The organism is Mycobacterium scrofulaceum, from assembly GCF_001667885.1.
GTDB classification, from domain to species: domain Bacteria; phylum Actinomycetota; class Actinomycetes; order Mycobacteriales; family Mycobacteriaceae; genus Mycobacterium; species Mycobacterium scrofulaceum_C.
Map to the genome: position 1 here is coordinate 12,799 of NZ_LZJW01000132.1, position 20,799 is coordinate 33,597.

A 20,799-nucleotide genomic window follows, 5' to 3' on the forward strand; every position below is an offset into this window, starting at 1 on the left:
GACTACCAGACGCGGATCCAGTCGACGAGCATGTCAGCAGGATAGGTCCCCGGCCCGGGATCGCCGCCACCGGAACCCGCCACCGCCAGGTTGAACACCGGGTAGACCGTGTAGCCGGGCCCGTTGAACGGCCAATCCGGCAGGGAGCTGGCCGGCACGTCGAAGTAGGGCTGCGCGCCGTCGGCATAGTCCTTCCAGAACCGGATGCCCGCCTCGTCCCACTGGGTTCGCCAGGTGTGCCAGCCGCTGTCCATCGCGATGTTGTGGGTCTTCCACTCTCCACCGTTGGCCTTGGCGTGGACGGTGGTGGCCGAGGGCCAGCTGCCGTTGCCGTACCACTCCATGACGTCGATCTCGCCCTGGTCCTCGTTGCCAAGCCAATAGGCCGGCCAGGCGCCCGCCGTCAGGCAGTTGAGCTTGATGCGGGCTTCCCAGGTGTGGCCGACGCCGCCGCGCCAGAGGCTTTGAACCTTCCCGCTGTAGTAAGTGGGGCCGTCTTTCGCCGCCCGGAGCACGAGATTCGAGTTCCCGTCGAGGAAGACGTTGCGCCGGTCGTCGCGGTACTGCCCGATGTGCTCGGGCTGCTCCCAGTAGGTCGGGTCTTTGATCGTCTCGCGGGCCCTGGCCACCGTCCACTTCGACGCGTCGGGCGCCGAGCCGGCGGGGCCGTCGAATTCGTCGTGGAAAATGTAGCTGCCGGTTTGGCCGCTGGGCGCGTCGGGAGCGGGCGGGCGATCCGCCGGCGATTCCCGTCCCGACGGGCGGGCCCGGGCTTCCGGCGCAGGCAGCGCGGCTGCCAGCACGCCGATCCCGGTCGTCAACATCATGCGGCGGCGATCCATCTTGGGCATACGCAAGGGACCCTAGCAGTCGCCATCGCGGCGACCGAACCGGGAATTGTTGTCGGTGGCCCCCACTAACATTTCGAATCGCCGGCGGGCCAGCGCGGACGACGGTGCGAAGCGGCTGAAGGATTAGTCAAAATTCATGGCTAATTCTCAACTTCGTGGGTGGTTTGGTCTCAGGATCGGCCGGGCATTCTGGGATCACAAGCCGATAACCACAAGTCGTAGAGCTTTTGCGGGTTGCGCTGAGAGGAGTTAACGATCGTGGCTAATACAACGGGAGCGACGGTTATTTTCCTTCAGTCCCACCCGATATGGACCGCGGCCCAGCGTCACGAGCGCGAACGCAACGAGGCGATGCGCCGCCATCCCGCCTTCCGCGCCCGTCAGCGCGCCGCGGTGGCCGGCGGCGAGGTCGTCCCGCTTGTCCGCGACTTCAAGCTGTACTCGAGCACGAACACCCCGGCCTGAGAATTCCGAGCGCAAATTGCGCCGAAGCGGCGACTCAGTCTTTGTCGCCCGGCGGGGTTAGTCGCCCGCAAAAACGATCCGATAACTTCCCGCGTCCGGCGCCCTGACCCGGTCGGTCCGCTCGAAGCCGGCTTTCGGCAGTTTTTCAATTACCGCTGTCGCCTTCGCGGCGGGAAGCGCGGCCGGTCGCGAGAAGGGATGGGCAACAATTGCTTTGCGGCGCGGCATACTGCGCGTGCGCTGTGGCGCACCGGGGCATCGCCTAGGGGTCTGGCGCGCTCAGAGCTTGCCGGCGACGAAGTCGGCGGCCTGATTGGCCATCCCGGCATCGATGTACGCGCCGGCCAGGTGTTGGGGCCAGTTGGCTTTCCAGGTGTTCGGGTCGGCGGGGTTGCAGATCGGGTCAGCGCCGTGGCACAGCTCGATGGTCCGGTCGTTGTAGACCGGGCTGAAGTTCGTGATAGGGCCCACCCACTGGCTGCCGTTGCCGAACAACGCCACGGCGGCGATGTGCTGGTCGGCGCCCGGCGGGAGGGGGCTGTCGAACCCGAACGCGCTGATGGGCGCGGCGAGCACCACGTCGGTCACTGCCGCGCCGAGCGAGTAGCCGCCCAGCACCAGCCGGGTATTCGGGCAATTGGTGATCATGTCCTGAACATGGCGGCTCATGTCGTTGGCGCCCTGAGCGACCTCGGTGTCGGCGGGGTAATTGACGGCATAGACACTGATGTTCTTGTTGACCTTGGAGCGCAGCGCACTGATGAACGCGTTGCCCAGCGCTCCCGCTCCGGGCGATTCCATTCGGCCACGGGCGAACACCACCTGCACCGGGGGACAGTTGGCGGCCGCGGCGCCGGGAATCGGGGGCGACGGCAGCACAACGGGCAGCGCCAGCGCGGCCGCGGTAAGAACCGCCGCCAGGCCGATGTCACCGAGTCTGCGGGCGAGCACAGCATGATCGTAGAGCGATCCCGACTCCGCCGCTGGTCAATGTGTCGGCCGCCATGGACCACCCCGATCCGGTGACGCCGCTCACCGATAGGTTCGGGGGTATGACTCACACCGACGTCGGTAACACCGAGCGCCTGTTTGCGTTGGCCGAGCAGGTACGGGGTTTCCTGCCCGCCGATGAGGGGCGTGCGCTCTACGAGGCCGGGCTGCGGTATCTCGGTGGCGGCGTCGGTGTCGAGATCGGCACCTATTGCGGCAAATCCACGCTGTTGCTCGGTGCGGCCGCCCAACAAACCGCAAGCGTGCTCTACACGGTCGACCACCACCACGGCTCCGAGGAACACCAGGCCGGCTGGGAGTACCACGACGCCTCGCTGGTCGACGAGGTCACGGGTTTGTTCGACACCCTGCCGACGTTCCGTCGCACGCTCGACGCCGCGGGGTTGGACGACCACGTCGTCGCCATCGTCGGGAAGTCGCCGGTCGTCGCCACGGGATGGGGGACGCCGCTGCGGTTTCTGTTCATCGACGGCGGCCACAGCGAGGCCGCGGCGAACCAGGATTTCGACGGCTGGGCGAAGTGGGTCGCCGTCGGCGGGGCGCTGGCCATCCATGACGTGTTCCCGGACCCGCGGGACGGCGGGCGGCCCCCGTACTACATCTATTGCCGCGCGATCGATTCCGGCACGTTCCGGGAGGTCTCGGCGACCGGATCGTTGCGGGTGCTCGAACGCGTCAGCGGCGAACCGGGCGCACCGATCTGACCGAACTCAGGTCACCAACCGGGCCCGGTCGCGACGCATTCGCAGTCGAAGTCCGTCTGCAGGCCCATCGGCAGGTCATCACCGCGGAAGATCCCGGCGCCCGCGGTGGTGTTCGACAGCGCGTCCGCGGCGAGAATCATCGCCGCACCGGTCCACGTGGTGCGCTCCTCGGGCCACCGCTTCCCGTCGGCGAACACCAAACCCGTCCAGTACGAGCCGTCCTCCTCACGGAGATGCTGCATCGCACCGAACTGCCGGTGGGCGGCCGACCGCTGGCCGATGGCGTCCAGCGCCATCACCAATTCGCATGTCTCCGCGCCGGTTACCCATGGCCGGTCGGCCACGCAGCGAATGCCCAGGCCGCCGACGACGAAGGTGTCCCACCGTTCTTGGATCCGCGCGGCCGCCCGGGGCCCGCGCAGCGCGCTGCCGAGGATGGGGTAGTACCAGTCCATCGAGTAGCGATCCTTTTCGGTGAACGCCTCGGGGTGGGCGGCTATCGCGTGGCCGAGCCGGCCCAGCGCCAGTTCCCACTCGGGCTGCGGCTCGCCAACCAGGGCGGCGAGCGCCAGGGCGCACCGAATGCTGTGAAAAACGCTCGCGCAGCCGGTCAGCAGCGCTTCCTCCAGGGGGCCGACTTCGCTTCGGGCCCAACAGATCTCGCCGTAGCCGACCTGCAGGTCAATGACGAAGTCGATCGCCTTGTGCACCACCGGCCACATCCGGGCGGCGAAGCGCCGGTCACCGGTGACGAGCACGTGGTGCCACACTCCGGTGGCGATATAGGCGCAGAAGTTGCTGTCGCTGTTGCCGTCTTCGACGACCCCCGCGCGCAGCTGGATGGGCCAGGAGCCGTCGGCCCGCTGGGTCCGGCGACTCCAGTCGAACGCGGCGCGCGCCGGCTCCAGCAGCCCGGCGGCGGTGAGCGCCATCGCGCACTCGACGTGATCCCAGGGGTCGGTGTGGCCGCCCTCCGACCAGGGGATGGCCCCCGAGGATTCCTGGATGGCTGCGATGGACAGCGCGGTTTGACGACATTGCTCGGGGGAGAGGACGCCCGGGACCGAGGGTGGGTTAGACCGACGCAACTGAATAACCCACCGCTGCTTGGTTTTTAGCCACCGGGTGCTTGACGAAGTACATGGCCACGCTCTTGCCGACCAGCGGATTGAGCAGCGATTCGGCCAGCTGGGTTACCTTCGGGCGCCGCATCAGGTCCCACACCAGGAGCTTGTGGTAGGCGGACACGGCTCGATGCTCGGTGTTCGAGACTCCCACGGCGCATTTCAACCACCAGAAGGGCGAGTGCAACGCGTGCGCGTGGTGAGCGTGCGTCATTTGCATTCCGCCGTCGAGGATCTTGGCGCGCAATTCACTGGCCCGGTAGACGCGCACGTGGCCACCCTCGTTGCTGTGGTATTCGTCGGACAGCAACCAACAGACCCGTTCCGGCAGCCACCGCGGCACACTGACCGCCAATGTGCCGCCGACTTTGAGCACCCTGATCAGTTCGGCGATGGCGGCGTCGTCGCGCGGTATGTGCTCAAGGATTTCGGACGCGATCACGCAGTCGAACGTCTCGTCGGCGTAGGGCAATTTGAGCGCGTCCCCGACCACGACCTTCGCCGATGCCCCGGCGGGCGCCTCACCGGTTTCGGCCATCGCGCGCAAAATGGTGTCCACCGAACGCAATTCGGCCTCATCGCGGTCGAACGCGATCACGTCGGCGCCGCGCCGATACGCCTCGAACGAGTGCCGGCCCGCCCCGCAACCGACATCGATGACCTTGGTGGCCGGTCCGATCCGCAGCCGGTCGAAATCGACTGTCAGCATTGCGCTTCTCCCTGGGCCGCCGACGAAGCGGCCCGGCGAGCGATCGCGCGCTCATACACCCGAACCGTTTGAGCGGCCACGGCCTCCCAGCTGAAGACGTTGACCGCGCGGGTGCGTCCCGCCTTGCCCAGGTTCCGCCGCTTCTCCGGCGAGTCCAGCAGGGCACCGAGCGCGTGGGTGAGCGCGTCGACGTCGGCGGGCGGCACCAGCTCGGCGCACGCGCCGTCGGTGCCCAGGACTTCGGGGAGTGCGCCCACCCGGCTGGCCACGATCGGCGTCCCGCTGGCCATGGCCTCCACCGCGGGGAGCGAAAAGCCTTCGTAGAGCGACGGAATGCAGGCTACTTCGGCCGAAGCGAACAGCGCGGCGAGCTCGGCGTCGGAAAGCCCACTGGTGATGTGGACGATGTCGGAGATGCCGAGCTCGGCGATGAGTTTGTGGGTGGGACCGTTGGGCTCCACCTTGGCGACGAGGCACAGCTCGAGATCCCTGCTGGTGCGCAGCCGGGCCACCGCGTGCAGCAGCGTGCGGACGCCCTTGAGCGGGGTATCGGCGCTGGCGATCGCGATGATCCGTCCGGCCCGCCGGGGCTGCGGCCCCGGCTTGAACAGCTCGGTGTTCACGCCCAGCGGCACGACGTGCAGCTGATCGGGGGAGACAGCGAAGTCGCTGACGATGTCCGCGGCCGACGACGAGGACACCGTCAGCAGGTCGGGAATCTGGCGCGCCACCCACTGCTGCATGTCGAGGAACCCGTACCACCGCCGCACCAACGGTTTTCGCCACCATCGCGCGGCGGCCAGGTCGAGCACGCGGTCGCGGGTGATGGGGTGGTGGACGGTGGCCACCACCGGCAGACCCGCGCCGGCGATCGTGAGCAGTCCGGTGCCCAGGCTCTGGTTGTCGTGGACGACGTCGAAATCGGCCGTCCGGCCGGCCAGCAACCGGGCGGCGCGCATCGTGAACGTCCGCGGCTCCGGGAACCCCGCCGTCCACGTGGTGAGCAGTTCCAGCAGGTCGATCGAGTCACGGATCTCGCTGGGGCGCGGCACGCGAAACGGGTCGGGCTCGCGATAAAGGTCCAGGCTGGGCACCTTGGTCAGCCGTACCCGCGGGTCGAGCAGGTCGGGGTAGGGCTGGCCGGAGAACACCTCGACGTCATGGCCCAGTTCCACCAGCCCGTGGCTGAGATGTCGCACGTAGACGCCCTGTCCGCCGCAATGGGTTTTACTACGGTAGGACAGCAGGGCAATTCGCATACTCAACTCTTCTTTGCTGGTGAATGACCGCGGAACAGCGCCGAACCCATCGCGGTCAACGGACTCCCGAACTCCGTGACAGCAAACTGGACATGTGTCCAGACTATAGTTCGATCACCTAATCGAGCGCAACGAGCTCGAACGTCACCGGCATCCGCGGGAACGGTCTCACGAAAATCCGGCATCAAAGGATCATGCCACCCGGCCCGAAAGCGGGTTGACCCGTTCCGCCCGGCCGGGAGTGCGACCGGGCGTGCCCCGGGTGATCGGGGTCGCGGTCGACGCACGGCTGGCGGATAACCCCGACGTAAAGGTCGGTTTTTCTGCGAGCCGGCCTCCATGTCGCCCGGGCGGCATCGACGCGGCGCGGCCCACGGCATCCCCGGCCGTCAGCGTCCGGCCGGCCGCACGGCGCGCGGCGCCACCAGCCCCAACCTGCGCGGCGGCGATGCCGTCGGGGATCCGGGCCGCAACCTACTCGGGCCCGCTCAGGAGCGGCGAAAGCCGGCCGCGTTGGCGCGCCGCGAGCTCATCGAGGCAACAGCACCGGTTCTGAGCCGTTTGTTACCATCGCGCGGTGCAGGGTTCGGCTGCATCAGGCGAACGCCGCGGGCGGCGATCGGCGTCGCGACGCGACGTTCTGAAACTTGCCGCGGCGCCGGCTTTCCTCAGCTTCGTGACGTCGGCCGCCAGCTCCGCCGCGCCAACGGCGTCCGCCGCCGACCTACGGCTGATCGATTTCGCCGAGCGCAGGATTTCCCCGGACGAGATCAAATCCGCGGGCTATGCCGGGGTGGTGAATTACGTTTCCGAGTCGCGGCCGGGCGCGCATTTCGAGGCGAAGCCCATCACCCGCGAGTACGCGGACGCGCTGCGCGCCGCGGGCCTGCAGATCGTCAGCAATTTCCAGTACGGCAAACCCGGGTGGCCCGACCCGTCGGACTACACCCGCGGTCATGACGGCGGGGTCGCCGATGCCCAGACGGCGCAACGGTTGCACGCCGCCGCCGGGGGCCCGCCGTCGGCCCCGATATTCTTCAGCGTCGACGACGACATCGACGAGAACACCTGGAACAGCATTGCGGTGCAATGGTTTCGGGGGATCAACTCCGCACTGGGCGTGGGCCGGACCGGCATCTACGGGCATGCCAACGCGTGCGGCTGGGCGATCCGGGACGGCGTCATCGGGAACTCGACCACACCGGGGCACCGGTGGGCGTGGCAGACCAAGTCGTGGTCGCACGGCGCGCGCGAACCCGCGGCGGTGCTCTACCAGGCCGTGGTCAACAGCCCGGCCAACCCCAGCCCGCTGCTTGGCGGGATCAACGTGGACATCGACGAGGTGTTGGCCGCCGACTACGGCCAGTGGAGCCTGGATCGGTGAGCCGTGCGGGCGGCTGATGGCTGATCGCGGCGTACCCGCCGTGCAGTTTCTGCGTGACGCCGGGCGAATCGCCATGGCGCACAGGGGTTTTACGTCGTTCAAGTGGCCCATGAACAGCATGGGAGCCTTCTGCGAGGCGGCTAAGCTCGGGTTTCGTTACGTCGAGACCGACGTTCGGGCGACGCGCGACGGCGTCGCGGTGATCCTGCACGACCGGAACTTCAGGTCGGAGTCGGGGGAATGTGGCGCCATCGACCGCTGGCACTGGCGCGACGTCCGTCACCTGCATCTAGGTGCGGGAGAATCGATCCCGACCCTGGAGGAACTCCTGGGCACGCTGCCGGACATGCGGATCAACATCGATATCAAATCCGCGTCCGCCATCGTTCCCACGGTCGAGGTGATCGAGCGAATGAAGGCACACGACCGGGTGCTGATCACATCGTTTTCCGAACGCCGGCGGCGCCGTGCGCTGAGTCTGCTGTCCAAGCGGGTCGCCAGTTCGGCGGGCATCGGCGCGTTCCTGGCCTTGCCGGCGGCACAAACGCCGGCAAGCCGGTCCTACGCCTGGCAGCTGTTGCGTGACAGTGACTGCCTTCAGCTGCCGCCGCGGCTGGGTCGGATACCGATCATCACGCGCGGGTTGGTCCGGGCCCTTCACGAGTCCGGACGCCAGGTGCACGCCTGGACGGTCGACGACCCGGCCACCATGCACGCGCTCTTCGATATCGGCGTTGACGGCATCATCACCGATCGGGCGGACGTGCTCCGTGAGGTGCTGGTCGCCCGCAACGAATGGCGACCGCGCCAGGCCCACTGATGGGTCCGGTCGGCCGGCGCCGCCGATTACGAGACTTAAACCACGGCGAGCGTTCGCGGCGTGTCGTGTGCGTCGTTTACGTGTCGCGAGCCGACCAGGTTTTTCTCGCGCTGACCTGACGCACGGCGCCCCGCGAGCCGATGGCCCGCGGGGCGCCGCTTGCTATCCCGGTCTTACTTGAGATCGAACCGATCGCTGTTCATGACCTTGACCCACGCCGCGACGAAGTCCTCGACGAACTTGCCCTGGTTATCGTCCTGGGCGTAGACCTCGGCCAACCCGCGCAGCACCGAATTCGACCCAAACACAAGGTCGTTCGCGGTAGCGGTCCACTTGACCGCGCCCGACGCCCGGTCGCGGCCCTCGTAGACGTTCTCGGTGGTCTCCGACGGCTTCCACTCCGTGCCCATGTCGAGCAGGTTGACGAAGAAGTCGTTGGTCAACGCGCCGGTCCGGTCGGTGAACACCCCGTGCTTGCTGCCGCCGTGGTTGGCGCCGAGGGCACGCAGCCCGCCGATGAGCACCGTCATCTCCGGGGCGGTCACGCCCAACAGGTACGCCCGCTCGATCAGCAGGTGTTCCAGCGGCGCCTTCTCCCCGGGCCGGATGTAGTTGCGGAAGCCGTCGGCCCGCGGTTCGAGCACCGCGAAAGACTCCACATCGGTGTTCTCCTGCGAGGCGTCGGTGCGTCCCGGCGCGAAGTGCACGGAGATCTCGTAGCCGGCGTCCTTGGCCGCCTTCTCGACCGCCGCGGACCCCGCCAGCACGATCAGATCGGCCAACGAGATCTTCTTGCCTCCCGACGCGGAGCCGTTGAAGTCCTGCTGGATCTTCTCCAGCACCGGCAACACCTTGTCGAGCTCCGAGGGCTCGTTGCACTCCCAGTTCCGCTGCGGCTCCAGGCGCAGGCGCGCGCCGTTGGCGCCGCCGCGCTTGTCGGTGTTGCGGTAGCTGCCGGCCGCCGACCACGCGGTCTTGACCAGCTGGGGCACCGACAGGCCCGACTCGAGGACCTTGCTCTTCAGCGCCGCGACGTCACCGTCGTCGACCAGCTCGTGGTCGACGGCCGGAACCGGGTCCTGCCAGAGCTGCGGTTCGGGAATCCAGGGCCCGAGGTAGCGGCTGATCGGTCCCATGTCGCGGTGCAGCAGCTTGTACCAGGCCTTGGCGAACGCCTCGGTCAGCTCCTCGGGGTGGTCCAGCCAACGGCGCGTGATGTCCCGGTAGATCGGGGACTCCCGCATCGAGATGTCGGTGACCAGCATTGTGGGTGCGCGGCCCGGTCCGCCGAACGGGTCGGGGATGGTGCCCGCACCGGCGCCGTCCTTGGCGACGAACTGCCAGGCGTCGCCGGGGCTCTTGGTGAGCTCCCACTCGTAGCCGTACAGCGTCTCCAGGAAGGTGTTGTCCCACTTGGTCGGGGTCGGCGTCCAGACCACCTCGAGGCCGCTGGTGATGGCGTCCTTGCCCACGCCGGTGCCATACGAGCTCTTCCAGCCCAGCCCCTGCTGTTCGATCGGGGCCGCCTCCGGCTCGGGCCCGACGAGGTCGCCGGGGCCGGCGCCGTGGGTCTTGCCGAAGCTGTGCCCGCCGACGATCAGGGCGGCGGTCTCCTCGTCGTTCATCGCCATCCGGCCGAACGTCTCGCGGATGTCGATGGCGGCGGCGATCGGGTCCGGCTTGCCCTCGGGACCCTCGGGGTTGACGTAGATCAGCCCCATCGTGGTGGCGCCGTACGGCTGGGCGAGGTCACGCTCCCCGGAGTACCGCTTGTCGGTGCCCAGCCAGGTGTCCTCCTCGCCCCACAGGATCTCCTCGGGCTCATAGACGTCCTCGCGGCCGAACGCGAAGCCGAACGTCTTGAAGCCCATCGACTCCAGCGCGCAGTTGCCCGCGAAGATGATCAGGTCGGCCCAGGAGATCTTGTTGCCGTACTTCTTCTTCACCGGCCAGAGCAGCCGGCGGGCCTTGTCCAGGCTGACGTTGTCCGGCCAGCTGTTGAGCGGGGCGAAGCGCTGCATGCCCTGCCCGCCGCCGCCGCGGCCGTCGAAGATGCGGTAGGTGCCCGCCGCGTGCCAGCTCATCCGGATGAACAGGCCGCCGTAGTGGCCGTAGTCGGCGGGCCACCAGTCCTGCGAGGTGGTCATCACCGAGATCACGTCCGCCTTGAGCGCCTCGACGTCGAGCTTGGCGAACTCTTCGGCGTAGTTCCAGTCCTCGCCGTACGGGGTTGATTTCGGGTTGTGCGGCTGCAGCACCGACGGGTCGACCTGATCCGGCCACCAGTCACGGTTGGTCAGCGGCCCGCGTGCCTTCGGCTCGGGCGAGGAGATCGCGGGGTTCTCGCTCTCGCTCCTGCTGGCCGTCTTGGAGTCGTCGTGCGGCGGCCGGCTTTCGGATATATCTGACACAGCAATCCTTCCTTGGTGAATCGGGCTGCGAGCTAGGGACCTGCAGTCGAACAGTCGGGGCAGACGCCCCAGTAGATGACTTCGGCCTCGTCCAGGACGAAGCCATCCAAAACGTTGTTGTCGTCGGACGGGGTGAGACAGGGCGCCTCACCGACGGCGCAATCGATGTCGGAGATCACGCCGCAGGCCCGGCACACCACGTGGTGGTGGTTGTCGCCGACGCGCGACTCGTAGCGGGCGACCGACCCGGCGGGCTGGATCCTGCGTACCAACCCGACGGTGCTCAGCGCGTTGAGGACGTCGTACACCGCCTGGCGGGACACGTCGGGCAGGCCCACGCGGACGGCGGAGAAGATGGTCTCGGTGTCGGAATGCGGGTGGGCGTCAACGGCCTCCAGCACCGCGATCCTGGGCCGGGTCACCCGGAGATCGGCCATGCGCAGTCGTTCCGCGTAATCGGCCGTCGATGACACCGCACCAATATCACGCACTTATTTGGAACGAGTCAAGACTTTACTGTGAAGTGACGCACAACCGGCGGTGACGAATGAGCTGCGTCACGTCTGCGGCTTCAGGGCGCTGCCTTTGCGCCAGTCGTCCCAACTGAGTGTCCAGTCACCGTTCTGGGCCAGCGTCAGCGGTGGGCCGCCGCTGTTGCGGACCTCGACCACGTCGCCGGGTACGGAGAAGTCGTAGAACCATTTCGCGTTGTCGGCATTGAGGTTCAGGCATCCGTGCGAGGTGTCCTGATGGCCCTGCGCCCATACCGTGGCGTCCAGCTCGTGCAGGTAGATGCCGTCGGTGCTGATCTTGGTGGCCCAGTTGATGGTTTCGCGGTAGCCCAGGCGGGAATTCTTCGGCAGGCCGAACGTGGAGGAGTCCATCACGACGGGGTTGCCCTTGTCGAGCACGGTGTAGGTGCCGGGGGGAGTCCACAGCGAGATGCTCTTGCCGCCGACGTTTTCGGTCCCGCCCATTCCCATCGAGGTGGGCATCGTGCGGACCAAGGCCCCGTTGTTGAAGACGGTGACCTGATGGGTCGCGTCGTCGGCGATGGAGACGTGGGCGTCGCCGATCCGGAACGACACCTTGGTATCGTCCTGCCCGAATAGGCCGTTGCCCAAAGAGATTCCGTAAATTTTGGCCTCGGCCGTGACGGTCGTGCCCGGCGCGTAGTAGTGCTCCGGGCGCCAATGGGCGTTCTGGTCGTCGACCCAGTACCACGAACCCTCCACCTTGGGGTTGGTGGTCACCGCCAGCTGGCGCTCGGCGGCGGCGCGGTCGGCGATCTGTTCGTCGAAGTGCGCGACGATCACCGTCCCGACCCCGTAGGTGCCGCCATCTTTGAGTGCGGCCTCCGACGTGGCGGTGAACGACACCTTGGTCTGGTTGGATGGCTTCACCGTCGAAAACGACGAAACCTGAGTTGACACAACACCATTGGGGCCCCGGCTGGTGACCGTCAGGGTATAGGTTCGGCCATACCCCAGGGGGACGGTCGGCTTCCATACGGTGTTGTCGGGTGTCGTCACGCCCTGCACCGATTTGCCGCTTTCGTTGACCATTTTGACGTCGGTCAGCGTTCCGGTGTCGGCCTTGACCGTCACGGGCGCAACCGGGTCCACGTCGTGCGCGTCCGGGCCCGGCGTGATCGTCACCTGCGCGGGCCCCGACTTGGACGAGGCGCTGCGGTGACCGCAGCCGCCGCTGAAGCAACCGATGGACGCGGCGATCACCACGGCGCCAACCAGGGCGACGACCGCCAACACCGCGAGCAGTAACCGGCGATCCCGGAGGATCCGGTGAACGGGCCGGTCACTGGTCTTGGACATCATTGAGCTGGCGGATCCTTGCGTTCTGTTGGTGCCGGGTCGAGGTCGCTCGCTGCCCGGCGCGACGATGTTGTCCTTCAGGTGCCACGGAGGTGCGGTTTTTAAACCGACGGCGCCGGGCGCGTGGATCATGGCGTCATGGCCGGCGATGAACTCGACAGTCTTTATTGGGCGCCGCCCAAGGAATTCACCGCGGAGCGCGCCAGGTTGGCCGCGGCGGCCAAACGTCGCGGGGACGACGCGGCGGCCAAGCGAATTTCCGCTTGCACCAAGCCAACTACGGCGGCGTGGATCGTCAACCGGCTCGCGCTGCGGCACCGGGACACCGGGCAGCGCTTGGCGCGGCTGGGCGATGACTTGCGTGCCGCGCACGCCGCCATGGACGGCGCCCGCATCCGGGACTTGTCGGCTCAACAGCACCGGCTCATCGACGACCTCACGCGGGCCGCATTCCAAGCGGCGGACATCGAACAGCCGTCCTCAACCGTGCGCGACGACGTCACCAGCACGCTGCAAGCCGCCATCGCCGAGCCGGAGGTCCGGCAGCGGCTCGGCCGGTTGGCCCGCCCCGAGCAGTGGTCCGGTTTCGGCGACTTCGGCGCCGCGACCGCGATACCGACAACCTCTCGCAAGACCAAGGAGCAGCCGGCGAAACCGCGGTCACAGCCCGCCAAGCGGTCCGCGCGCGACGCCGCCACGCAGCGGCGTCTCGACAAACTCACGGCGGCCGTGACCGCCGCCGAGCGCAAGGCGGCCGACGCCGACGCCGCGCTGTCCGAGCGCCGCGCCGAGCGCGATGCGGCCCGCCGGCGTCGCGATGAGGCGCTCGCGGCGTGGCGGGCCACCGAGCACGAACTCGAACGCGCCGAGGCGGGCTATGACCGCGCCAAGCGAGCCAGCCGCGAGGCGGAAGAATCGGTCAGGGAGGCGAAAGCGCAGCTGAGGCGGGCGTGACGCCGCCCCACCGGGCCGCGTCGGTGTTTCCCTGGGGTCGGCAGGGGTATTAGCCCACCCGTGACGTCTTTATGGATGACCAACCGAGGCGAACAGCCTTGGGCCGCAAGCCAGCTTGATCAAGGACCTCGCCGCGCGGATGTCATTGTCGTGGGCGCCGGCATCACCGGGCTGATGACCGCGGTGCTGTTGGCCCGGGCCGGCAAGGACGTGCTGGTGCTCGAGGCCCGCACCGTCGGGGCGTGCGCCACCGGGAACACCACCGCGAAGATCAGCCTGCTGCAGGGCTCCCACCTGTCGAAGATCCTGCCCAGGCACGGCAGGGACCTGGCCCGCGCCTACGTGGACGGGAATCGCGAAGGCCAGGACTGGGTGGTCGATTACTGCGAGTCGCACGGCATCGCGGTGCAGCGCGAGGACGCCTACACGTACGCCCAGTCGGCCAAGGGCGTGCCGTCCGCGCGACTGGAGCTCAAGGCCTGCCAAACGGTTGGCTTGCCCGCGGTGTGGGACGACGAGGCCGACGTGCCGTTCCCGTACCACGGCGGCGTGCGGCTGCCCGATCAGGCGCAGTTCGATCCCATGCCGTTCCTTGACGCACTGGCGACGGAACTGCTGGGCCGCGGCGGCCGCCTCGTCGAGCAGACCCGGGTCCGGCGGGTGTCCACCCGCGGTGACCGCGTCCGTGTGCATGTCAACGACGCCGCCCAGCGAGACGTGGAACTCGAGAGCCGGCAGCTGGTGCTCGCCACCGGCATCCCGATTCTGGATCGCGGGGGATATTTCGCGCGCGTGAAGCCGAGCCGGTCCTACTGTTTCGCGTTCAAGGTGCCCGGCAACATCACCCGGCCGATGATGATCTCGACCGACTCGCCGACCCGCTCGGTGCGCTACGCGCCGGTCGCGGACGGGGAGCGGCTGATCGTGGGCGGCGCCGGCCACACGGTGGGCCGCAAGAAGAGCCCGACGAAGGCGCTCGAAGAATTGGCGTCGTGGGCCCGCATGCACTACCCGGGTGCCGAGCAGACGCACTTTTGGTCGGCGCAGGATTACACGCCCATCGATCAGCTGCCCTACGTCGGGCCCATCCTGCCGAACACCCAAACCATCTTCGTCGCAACCGGATTCAACAAGTGGGGGATGACCAATGGCGCCGCGGCGGCGCTCGCGCTGTCGAGCCGCATCCTGGGCGGGCGAATGGATTGGGCCAAAGCGTTCGCCAGCTGGAGCCCCCACGAGTTGACTGGGCTGCCCACCGCCCTGCAGGCCAACCTGGAAGTGGGCTTCGATCTGGCCAAGGGCTGGATCACCCCGCTGCTGCGCACCGGTCGCCGAAGCCCCGGCGCGGACGAGGGCGGCGTGGTCAGCGGACCGCCGTGGCACCTGGAGGCGCGCTGCCGGGTCGACGGCATCGAGCATCGCGTTTCGCCGGTGTGCCCGCACCTCGGCGGGATCGTGAACTGGAACGACGCCGACAAGGCGTGGGAATGCCCGTTGCACGGGTCACGCTTCGCCCCGGACGGCACGTTGCTCGAGGGGCCGGCCACCCGCGACCTGTCCGCCTAGCCTCCACCGCCCAGCGTGCGCTGGGGGCGAATAAATCGCCGAACTCCCTCGGTCAGTGCACGTTCTGCGCGCAGGGCTCAGTCCGTCTTGCGGTAGACGAGCCAGCGCAACTCGATCGGCGAATGCTCGCGGTCGACGTCGAACACGTCGAGGCCATTGGCCCATCCCTCGAACCAGGCGGTGGGCGGCCAGGCGTCCGCGGGCAAGTGCGCTTTCTCGTATTCGTAGGCGGAGTCGTCGGCGACGAGTTCCAGGGAAAGCCCCGCCACCGCACTCGCCATCTGGTCGCGCGTGTAGATCATGGTGTTGCACTGCTGACCGAATTGCAGCGCGGATTGGTCGGGCACATACCCGTCGCGCGGCAGAAACGTGTTGAAAACCAATCGCCCTGCGGGAGCCAGACATTCGGCGGCCAGTTCGAACACGCCACGCAGTTCCTGGGCCGTGCGGAAGTCGGGTACCACTTCCGAGAGCACCATCAGCTGGTATTCGTCGTGGACGCTCTCCATCGCGGTGAAGACGTCGCTCTGGATCACCCGCACGGCCAGCGATTGGCTCTGCGCCTCCGCGCGCATGACGTCGGCAAGTTTTTCGGCCATCTCGACCGCATCCACCGGGTGGCCCTTACGCGCCAGCGCCAGCGCGTTGCGCCCGGTACCGGCGCCGACGTCCAGCACGCGGTAGGTCGTCGGGTCGCCCGCTTCCGCGGCCAGAGCGAGCACCCGCGCGTCGGGCTCGTTGCCGAACAGCGGCGCCGGACGCACGGCCACCCATTCGTCGTAGTCGGCGTCGAGCGTGCGCCACTCGGCCTTGACACGGATGTTGACGCTCGTCCCGAAGGGGGCGTTGAACGAGATGACGATGTCCGAGCGAGGGGAGGCCTTGAAGCCCTTCGCGAGCTCGGTCTCGAGGGAGATCCGCAGCTGGGCGGACTGTTCGGGGGTGTGCCAGACGCCCAGGGTGGCGCAGATGTTGCCGCACAACTGCACGTACTCGTCGATCAGGCTGGGGACGGCCGGCACTCTGATGTGCCCCTCGGCCGACGTCCGGCGGTACCACCGCCTGATCATTGCTTCGTAGAGGAGCGACGGATCGAGAGGCTCAGAAGGCGGACCCTGCACCAGAACCTTCTACACGACCCGGCCGCTTTGCACCACCGATCGAATCCAGCCGTCGTTCACCCTGATCGGGCGGCGTCTTCGAGCAGATCGGCGGCCTTCGCGACGCTGTCGGCGGGTTTGGTCATCCGGGCGGCCAGCTCTCGGGCTCGGGCGGCACATTCCGGAGTCAGGATCGAGCGCAGGTCGGCGACCAGTGAGTCCAGAGTGCTGTCGAAAAACCCCCGGCCGGCTCCGACCTTCAGATCTTCGACAGCCTGTGCCCACATCGGCTGGTCCCAGACCGTCCACAGGATCAGCGTCGGAACCCCGGCCCGCAGACCCGCTGCCGTAGTGCCTGAGCCCCCGTGGTGGACCACCGCGCGACAGGCGGGAAAGATCGCCGCGTAATTCAGCGCATCCACCATCTTGACGTGGCTCGACCGTGCGACGTGGCCGAAGTCGTTTGCGCCGGCGCAGATCAACGCCCGCTCACCCAGTTGCGCGCAGGCCGCGCTGATGACGGCGACCGTTTCGGCGGGAGACTCGATCGGGGTGCTGCCGAAACCGAAGTAGATCGGCGGCGTCCCCTCGGCGATCCACGCCAGTACCTCGTCGTCGGCATCCGTCGGCAACTCGAGCGTCAATGATCCGACGAAGGGTCGCCGACCGGCGGGCTCCACCCATTCGGCTGCCGGGCCGGGCAAGCAGAGTTCGTCATACGTTTGCAGTTCGAGCCATCCGTCTTCCGAGCGCGCCGGCCGGGCGGCGGCCTGCGGCAATCCGAGCGCGCGACGTTGAGCGTCCCCGGCGTCCCTGGTGATTTTCGAATACAACTCACTCGAGGGCATGATCCGCGCCGGGAAGACGTGGAGCGCAGCGAGCGGGATCCCGTGATATTCGGCGACGTTGGCGGCCAGCGCCTGGTCGTTCATGTGCGCCACAATCAAGTCCGCGCCCTGCGCTAGCGGCGTCAGTGTCGCGCTCTTCTCCGACCAGATGCGGTTGACCCGGTCAGCCACTTGAGGCGCCGCGCCGATGCCGTGGAAGCGGCCGAGGAGTTCCCTCGCCGCGTTCATCGAGCCCTGTGTGTCGGGCCCGTAGGCGACCCCGACCAGCCCCGCGGACTCGACGAAACCCACCTTGTCCGGCGGAACGGCCAGTTGGACGTCGTGGCCTCGACGGGACAGCTCCCGACCGACGGCGGCGCAGGGCTCGATATCGCCGCGCCCCCCGTAACCCACCAAGACAAACTTCATTCGCTCCGACCTCGCTCGCGGTGTCCGGTATCGATCCAAGCAGACCAAGTGACGTCGGGCCGGGTCCGCTGCGATTGGCGCAGCCCGCACGGGCACAGCCCCGAGACCGCTCCGTGGCGTTGACGGGCTCCGTTGCGCTGCGAGGGTAATTTATCGGTGTTCTCGAGGCGGGGGCGGCGGGGTGAGGGGCGGCACCCGATTATCCGCCGGTGCCGAACCTGTACTACTAGAAAGTAACGAGATTTGTTTGCTGCCCGTTGGGCAATCCCCCTACCGCCCGCAACGAGCCGTTAACGCCGTGGCTACCCGTTAGCCCGTCCGGAGGGATCGACGACATGGACTTCGCAGCACTGCCTCCGGAGATCAACTCCGCGCGGATGTACACCGGCCCCGGGGCCGCGCCGCTGCTCACCGCCGCGATGGCGTGGGACGCGCTGGCCGGCGCGCTGCATTCCGCTGCGACCTCCTACCAGTCGGAGGTCGCAGCGCTGACCGGCGGGCCGTGGCTCGGGCCGGCGGCGGCGGCGATGGCGGCCGCGGCCGCCCCGTTCGTGACCTGGACGCGCACCGCCGCCGCACAGGCCGAACAGACCGCCAACCAGGCCAAGGCCGCCGCGGCGGCCTACGAGGCGGCGTTCGCCGAAACGGTGCCGCCGCCGGTGATCGCGGCCAACCGCAGCCTGCTGATGTCCCTGATCGCGACGAATCTCTTGGGTCAGAACACGCCGGCGATCGCGACCACGGAGGCGCAGTACTCGGAGATGTGGGCGCAAGACGCCGGAGCCATGTACGCCTACGCGGCGGCGTCGGCGTCGGCCACGAGGCTGACGCCGTTCGCCCCGCCAGAACAAAACACCGATTCCGGCGGATCGGTGCGACAAGCCGCCGCGCTCACCCAGGCCGCCGGCACGTCGGCCGGGAAGGTGCAAAACGCCGTCTCCTCGACGCAGGCCTTCGCCGCGGCGCCCAACGCGCTGCTCAGCCTGGCGAGCCCGCTCGATTTCGGCTTCGGCGGGCGGGACCTGCTGGGCCTGGCGGCGGACCTGAGTGCGGTGTTCGTCGACCCCGAAGTCGGGACGGCGGGGCTCGCCGCGGCCATCGTGGCGCTTCCCTACGACGTCTCCGGGGCGCTGACCGGTTTCCACACCGACGACATCGTCAGCGGCTGGGCCGGGGTCCAGTCGTGGCCTGGCTCGGCGCCGGTGCCCCCGACGCCGTTCCCGGTCATCACCAACCCTGCCGGCGGGTCGGCGGCGACGGCGGCCCTGGGCGACGCCAACACGGTCGGCGCATTGTCGGTGCCGCCGGCGTGGACGGCGGCCGCCCCCGCCGTGCGCCCGGCCGCGCTGGCCCTGCCCGCCACCACCGTCGGCGCGGCCGCTCCAGCCACGTCCACAGGTAGCGGCAGCTTGTTCGGCGAGATGGCGGCGGCGAGCATGGCCGGGCGCGCCATAGCCGGCACGGGCGGCGGCGCGGGTCGCGCGGAGCGGCTCAAGGCCTCGACACAGAAGGCGACCCAGGGTGGGGCAACGGCACCGCAGGTTCCCGCCGGTGGCCCGATCACCAGCATCGCCGCCGAGCTGCGCGAGCTGGCCTCCCTGCGCGATGCGGGAATCATCACGGAGGACGAGTTCCTCGAGCAGAAACAGCGGTTACTGCCGCACTGACGCGCTCGCGCATTGGACGCGTGCGCCTTTTCCACCGCGACAAACGACGTCCAATATCGATAGATGCCACGTGCAATTATTTCGTATGATATTTGTGTGCTGGTGCGTCATTTCTGCTCGATGGCAACCGGAAGTCGTGAATTATTGAGTCGCTAACGCTCGCGTCACCCGCACGGCATCATTTGGCTATAACCGGAGCCGAAGTTTCCAACTTCGGCCGCCAATGCCTTTTCGCTTTGGACATTCGCTGAGCCGGCTCACCTGCGGAACAGCGCCGTCGAACTCGAACCGAGATCGCCAAAAGAACGGCCCCGCGGCCAGTCGGGCGAGGGCGCAGCAGTTTTCTTACTTTTAATATCGGGGCCTGCCGCCCACTCATATACTGACGCCACCCCGACACCGACAAGAAAAGAAGGACGCGAAATGCTTACACCCCGTTGGCTGGCGAAACTCACAATTCCCGTGATGGTTGGCGCTGCCCTGACCGCGAGCACCGCGATTGCCTCGGCCGACAGCACCGACGACGCCTACTTGGCGAAATTGCACAACCTCGGATTCACGTGGCCCTCGTCGAGCGATTCCGACATGATCGCGTTGGGGCACGCGGTGTGCTCCGACCGGATGGCCGGCAAGACGCCGGATGCGATCGCCGCCGACCTGCATTCCGGCATGAGCTCGAAGGGCTTCTCGTTCGCGGACATGACCGGCTGGGTCAGCGCGGCGGAGTCCACCTACTGCCCGGGCTGATCGGTTTCCGACCTCCCACCGCTGCTCACGTCCTGCCCGCATAGTCTGGTCCAGACAGTGCGGGCAGGGTCGCTGAGTGGGGACAGCCAGTGGAGGAGCGAACGGCCTTTTCAGGCCCAGCCGCGGGGGAGATGCGGGTTGAAAGCCTGCTCCGCTACCCGGTGAAATCGATGCTCGGCGAAACCGTGCCGAGCATGTTCGTCGACGAGCACGGCGCCGAAGGGGACCGGAGGCTGGCACTGCTCGACACCACCACCGGGCACGTGGCCAGCGCCAAGAACGCCCGGCTCTGGCGCGGGCTGTTGAAGTGCACCGCGAACCGCCACGCCGGCGGGGTGAACATCGGGCTTCCCGACGGGACGAGTGTGGCGGCCGACGACCCCGGAATCGATGATCGGCTTTCGCAGTGGTTGGGGCGATCCGTCCGGCTGGTCACCCAGCGGCCCGACGGCGCGACGTTGGTGCGCCCGGATCCCGAGCAGCTGCTCGAGCTGGGGCTGGACGCCGAAGTCGGCGGCCGCATCCTGAAGATCGCGCAGGCGACGCCGGGTGACTCGTTCACCGACGAGGCCCCGCTGCACGCGATCACGACGGCCACGCTCGAACACATCGGCGTCGAGGCCCTGCGGTATCGCCCGAACCTGGTGTTCACGACGCCGCCGGGCTGCCCGCCCTATGTGGAGAACGACTGGGTCGGCGGGGAGATCGCGGTCGGCGAGGTTCGGCTGCGCGTCCTGACGGCAACGTCACGCTGCGTCGTGCCGACGCTCGAGCATGGCCCTCTGCCACGCGCACCGCAGGCGCTGCGCACTCCCGCCGCCGAAAACCGTTGGAATACAGGCGGTCACGGCGCCCAGCCGTGCGCTGGCGCATATCTCGCGGCGGTGACCGAGGGCGTCATTCACGTCGGCGACCGCGTGACGACCGGCCGGTAAGCCG

The 20,799-nt window shown here is 68.0% G+C and carries 19 protein-coding genes; 9 read left to right on the forward strand and 10 right to left on the reverse strand.

Annotated features, from left to right (window positions below; all coding sequences use genetic code 11):
- Window positions 1-2: 2 nt before the first annotated feature.
- Window positions 3-851 carry a glycoside hydrolase family 16 protein gene (locus tag A5681_RS18925; RefSeq protein WP_067278431.1) on the reverse strand — a complete coding sequence of 283 codons (849 nt, stop codon included), beginning with the start codon at window positions 849-851 and terminating at the stop codon, window positions 3-5.
- Between the two features lie 258 nt (window positions 852-1,109).
- Between A5681_RS18925 and A5681_RS27205 the strand changes: the two genes are divergently transcribed.
- Window positions 1,110-1,316: a hypothetical protein gene (locus tag A5681_RS27205; protein WP_156738055.1), complete on the forward strand. Its 207-nt coding sequence runs from the start codon at window positions 1,110-1,112 to the stop codon at window positions 1,314-1,316.
- Window positions 1,317-1,595: 279 nt separating this feature from the next.
- Here the strand turns inward: A5681_RS27205 and A5681_RS18930 are convergent, their stop codons facing one another.
- Window positions 1,596-2,267, reverse strand: a complete 672-nt coding sequence (locus A5681_RS18930) for a cutinase family protein (RefSeq protein WP_067278434.1) — start codon at window positions 2,265-2,267, stop codon at window positions 1,596-1,598.
- Window positions 2,268-2,368: 101 nt separating this feature from the next.
- Here A5681_RS18930 and A5681_RS18935 point away from each other — a divergent pair, with 101 nt between their 5' ends.
- Complete coding sequence (locus A5681_RS18935; protein ID WP_067278886.1) at window positions 2,369-3,031, forward strand: class I SAM-dependent methyltransferase; 663 nt, start codon at window positions 2,369-2,371, stop codon at window positions 3,029-3,031.
- Window positions 3,032-3,042: 11 nt separating this feature from the next.
- Here the strand turns inward: A5681_RS18935 and A5681_RS18940 are convergent, their stop codons facing one another.
- Genes A5681_RS18940 through A5681_RS18950 form a run of 3 tightly spaced genes read right to left on the reverse strand, consistent with a single transcriptional unit; the run spans window position 3,043 to window position 6,123 of the window.
- Window positions 3,043-4,119, reverse strand: coding sequence for a prenyltransferase (locus tag A5681_RS18940; protein ID WP_067278438.1), 1,077 nt, complete (start codon window positions 4,117-4,119; stop codon window positions 3,043-3,045).
- Window positions 4,106-4,864, reverse strand: coding sequence for a class I SAM-dependent methyltransferase (locus tag A5681_RS18945; protein ID WP_067278441.1), 759 nt, complete (start codon window positions 4,862-4,864; stop codon window positions 4,106-4,108). The genes A5681_RS18940 and A5681_RS18945 overlap by 14 nt, the downstream gene beginning before the upstream one ends.
- Entirely contained in the window at window positions 4,858-6,123 is a 1,266-nt protein-coding gene (locus tag A5681_RS18950; RefSeq protein WP_067278444.1) for a glycosyltransferase family 4 protein, read from the reverse strand. The genes A5681_RS18945 and A5681_RS18950 overlap by 7 nt, the downstream gene beginning before the upstream one ends.
- A gap of 577 nt (window positions 6,124-6,700) precedes the next feature.
- On the opposite strand from A5681_RS18950, the gene A5681_RS18955 reads away from it, so the two are divergent.
- Both A5681_RS18955 and A5681_RS18960 read left to right on the forward strand, forming a co-directional pair.
- Window positions 6,701-7,507 carry a DUF1906 domain-containing protein gene (locus A5681_RS18955; RefSeq protein ID WP_067278446.1) on the forward strand — a complete coding sequence of 269 codons (807 nt, stop codon included), beginning with the start codon at window positions 6,701-6,703 and terminating at the stop codon, window positions 7,505-7,507.
- Window positions 7,508-7,547: 40 nt separating this feature from the next.
- Window positions 7,548-8,327, forward strand: a complete 780-nt coding sequence (locus A5681_RS18960; protein ID WP_197498654.1) for a glycerophosphodiester phosphodiesterase family protein — start codon at window positions 7,548-7,550, stop codon at window positions 8,325-8,327.
- 173 nt (window positions 8,328-8,500) lie between these two features.
- On the opposite strand, the gene katG is transcribed toward A5681_RS18960, so the two are convergent.
- From katG to A5681_RS18975, 3 genes are all read right to left on the reverse strand, one after another.
- Window positions 8,501-10,744 (reverse strand): catalase/peroxidase HPI, encoded by a 2,244-nt coding sequence (gene katG / locus A5681_RS18965; protein ID WP_419866340.1) that lies wholly within the window; start codon window positions 10,742-10,744, stop codon window positions 8,501-8,503.
- A gap of 26 nt (window positions 10,745-10,770) precedes the next feature.
- A complete protein-coding gene (locus tag A5681_RS18970; RefSeq protein WP_197498650.1) occupies window positions 10,771-11,211 on the reverse strand; it encodes a Fur family transcriptional regulator in 441 nt (146 codons plus the stop codon).
- 84 nt (window positions 11,212-11,295) lie between these two features.
- Window positions 11,296-12,573 (reverse strand): L,D-transpeptidase, encoded by a 1,278-nt coding sequence (locus A5681_RS18975; protein ID WP_067278889.1) that lies wholly within the window; start codon window positions 12,571-12,573, stop codon window positions 11,296-11,298.
- Between the two features lie 135 nt (window positions 12,574-12,708).
- Here A5681_RS18975 and A5681_RS18980 point away from each other — a divergent pair, with 135 nt between their 5' ends.
- Together A5681_RS18980 and A5681_RS18985 are read left to right on the forward strand one after the other, a co-directional pair.
- On the forward strand, window positions 12,709-13,524 hold the full coding sequence (locus A5681_RS18980) for a hypothetical protein (RefSeq protein WP_067278458.1): 816 nt from the start codon (window positions 12,709-12,711) through the stop codon (window positions 13,522-13,524).
- A 75-nt stretch (window positions 13,525-13,599) separates the two neighbouring features.
- Window positions 13,600-15,090 carry an FAD-dependent oxidoreductase gene (locus A5681_RS18985; RefSeq protein ID WP_067278460.1) on the forward strand — a complete coding sequence of 497 codons (1,491 nt, stop codon included), beginning with the start codon at window positions 13,600-13,602 and terminating at the stop codon, window positions 15,088-15,090.
- A gap of 77 nt (window positions 15,091-15,167) precedes the next feature.
- On the opposite strand, the gene A5681_RS18990 is transcribed toward A5681_RS18985, so the two are convergent.
- Together A5681_RS18990 and A5681_RS18995 are read right to left on the reverse strand one after the other, a co-directional pair.
- On the reverse strand, window positions 15,168-16,211 hold the full coding sequence (locus tag A5681_RS18990; protein ID WP_197498651.1) for a class I SAM-dependent methyltransferase: 1,044 nt from the start codon (window positions 16,209-16,211) through the stop codon (window positions 15,168-15,170).
- Window positions 16,212-16,267: 56 nt separating this feature from the next.
- Entirely contained in the window at window positions 16,268-17,446 is a 1,179-nt protein-coding gene (locus A5681_RS18995) for a glycosyltransferase (protein ID WP_067278469.1), read from the reverse strand.
- Between the two features lie 335 nt (window positions 17,447-17,781).
- On the opposite strand from A5681_RS18995, the gene A5681_RS19000 reads away from it, so the two are divergent.
- The 3 genes from A5681_RS19000 (at window position 17,782) to A5681_RS19010 (ending at window position 20,795) form a co-directional block, all read left to right on the forward strand.
- Window positions 17,782-19,113: a PPE family protein, SVP subgroup gene (locus tag A5681_RS19000; protein WP_067278472.1), complete on the forward strand. Its 1,332-nt coding sequence runs from the start codon at window positions 17,782-17,784 to the stop codon at window positions 19,111-19,113.
- Window positions 19,114-19,578: 465 nt separating this feature from the next.
- Complete coding sequence (locus A5681_RS19005; protein ID WP_156738056.1) at window positions 19,579-19,860, forward strand: DUF732 domain-containing protein; 282 nt, start codon at window positions 19,579-19,581, stop codon at window positions 19,858-19,860.
- 131 nt (window positions 19,861-19,991) lie between these two features.
- Complete coding sequence (locus A5681_RS19010; protein WP_156738057.1) at window positions 19,992-20,795, forward strand: MOSC domain-containing protein; 804 nt, start codon at window positions 19,992-19,994, stop codon at window positions 20,793-20,795.
- The last annotated feature ends 4 nt before the right edge of the window (window positions 20,796-20,799 follow it).

Coding starts and splice junctions, on each gene's coding strand:
- A5681_RS18995 (WP_067278469.1), bottom strand. CDS start 17,446: ATGAAGTTTGTCTTGGTGGGTTACGGGGGGCGCGGCGATATCGAGCCC.
- A5681_RS18945 (WP_067278441.1), bottom strand. CDS start 4,864: ATGCTGACAGTCGATTTCGACCGGCTGCGGATCGGACCGGCCACCAAG.
- A5681_RS18925 (WP_067278431.1), bottom strand. CDS start 851: ATGCCCAAGATGGATCGCCGCCGCATGATGTTGACGACCGGGATCGGC.
- A5681_RS18985 (WP_067278460.1), top strand. CDS start 13,600: ATGACCAACCGAGGCGAACAGCCTTGGGCCGCAAGCCAGCTTGATCAA.
- A5681_RS19000 (WP_067278472.1), top strand. CDS start 17,782: ATGGACTTCGCAGCACTGCCTCCGGAGATCAACTCCGCGCGGATGTAC.
- A5681_RS18980 (WP_067278458.1), top strand. CDS start 12,709: ATGGCCGGCGATGAACTCGACAGTCTTTATTGGGCGCCGCCCAAGGAA.
- A5681_RS18935 (WP_067278886.1), top strand. CDS start 2,369: ATGACTCACACCGACGTCGGTAACACCGAGCGCCTGTTTGCGTTGGCC.
- A5681_RS18975 (WP_067278889.1), bottom strand. CDS start 12,573: ATGATGTCCAAGACCAGTGACCGGCCCGTTCACCGGATCCTCCGGGAT.
- A5681_RS19005 (WP_156738056.1), top strand. CDS start 19,579: ATGGTTGGCGCTGCCCTGACCGCGAGCACCGCGATTGCCTCGGCCGAC.
- A5681_RS19010 (WP_156738057.1), top strand. CDS start 19,992: ATGCGGGTTGAAAGCCTGCTCCGCTACCCGGTGAAATCGATGCTCGGC.
- A5681_RS18950 (WP_067278444.1), bottom strand. CDS start 6,123: ATGCGAATTGCCCTGCTGTCCTACCGTAGTAAAACCCATTGCGGCGGA.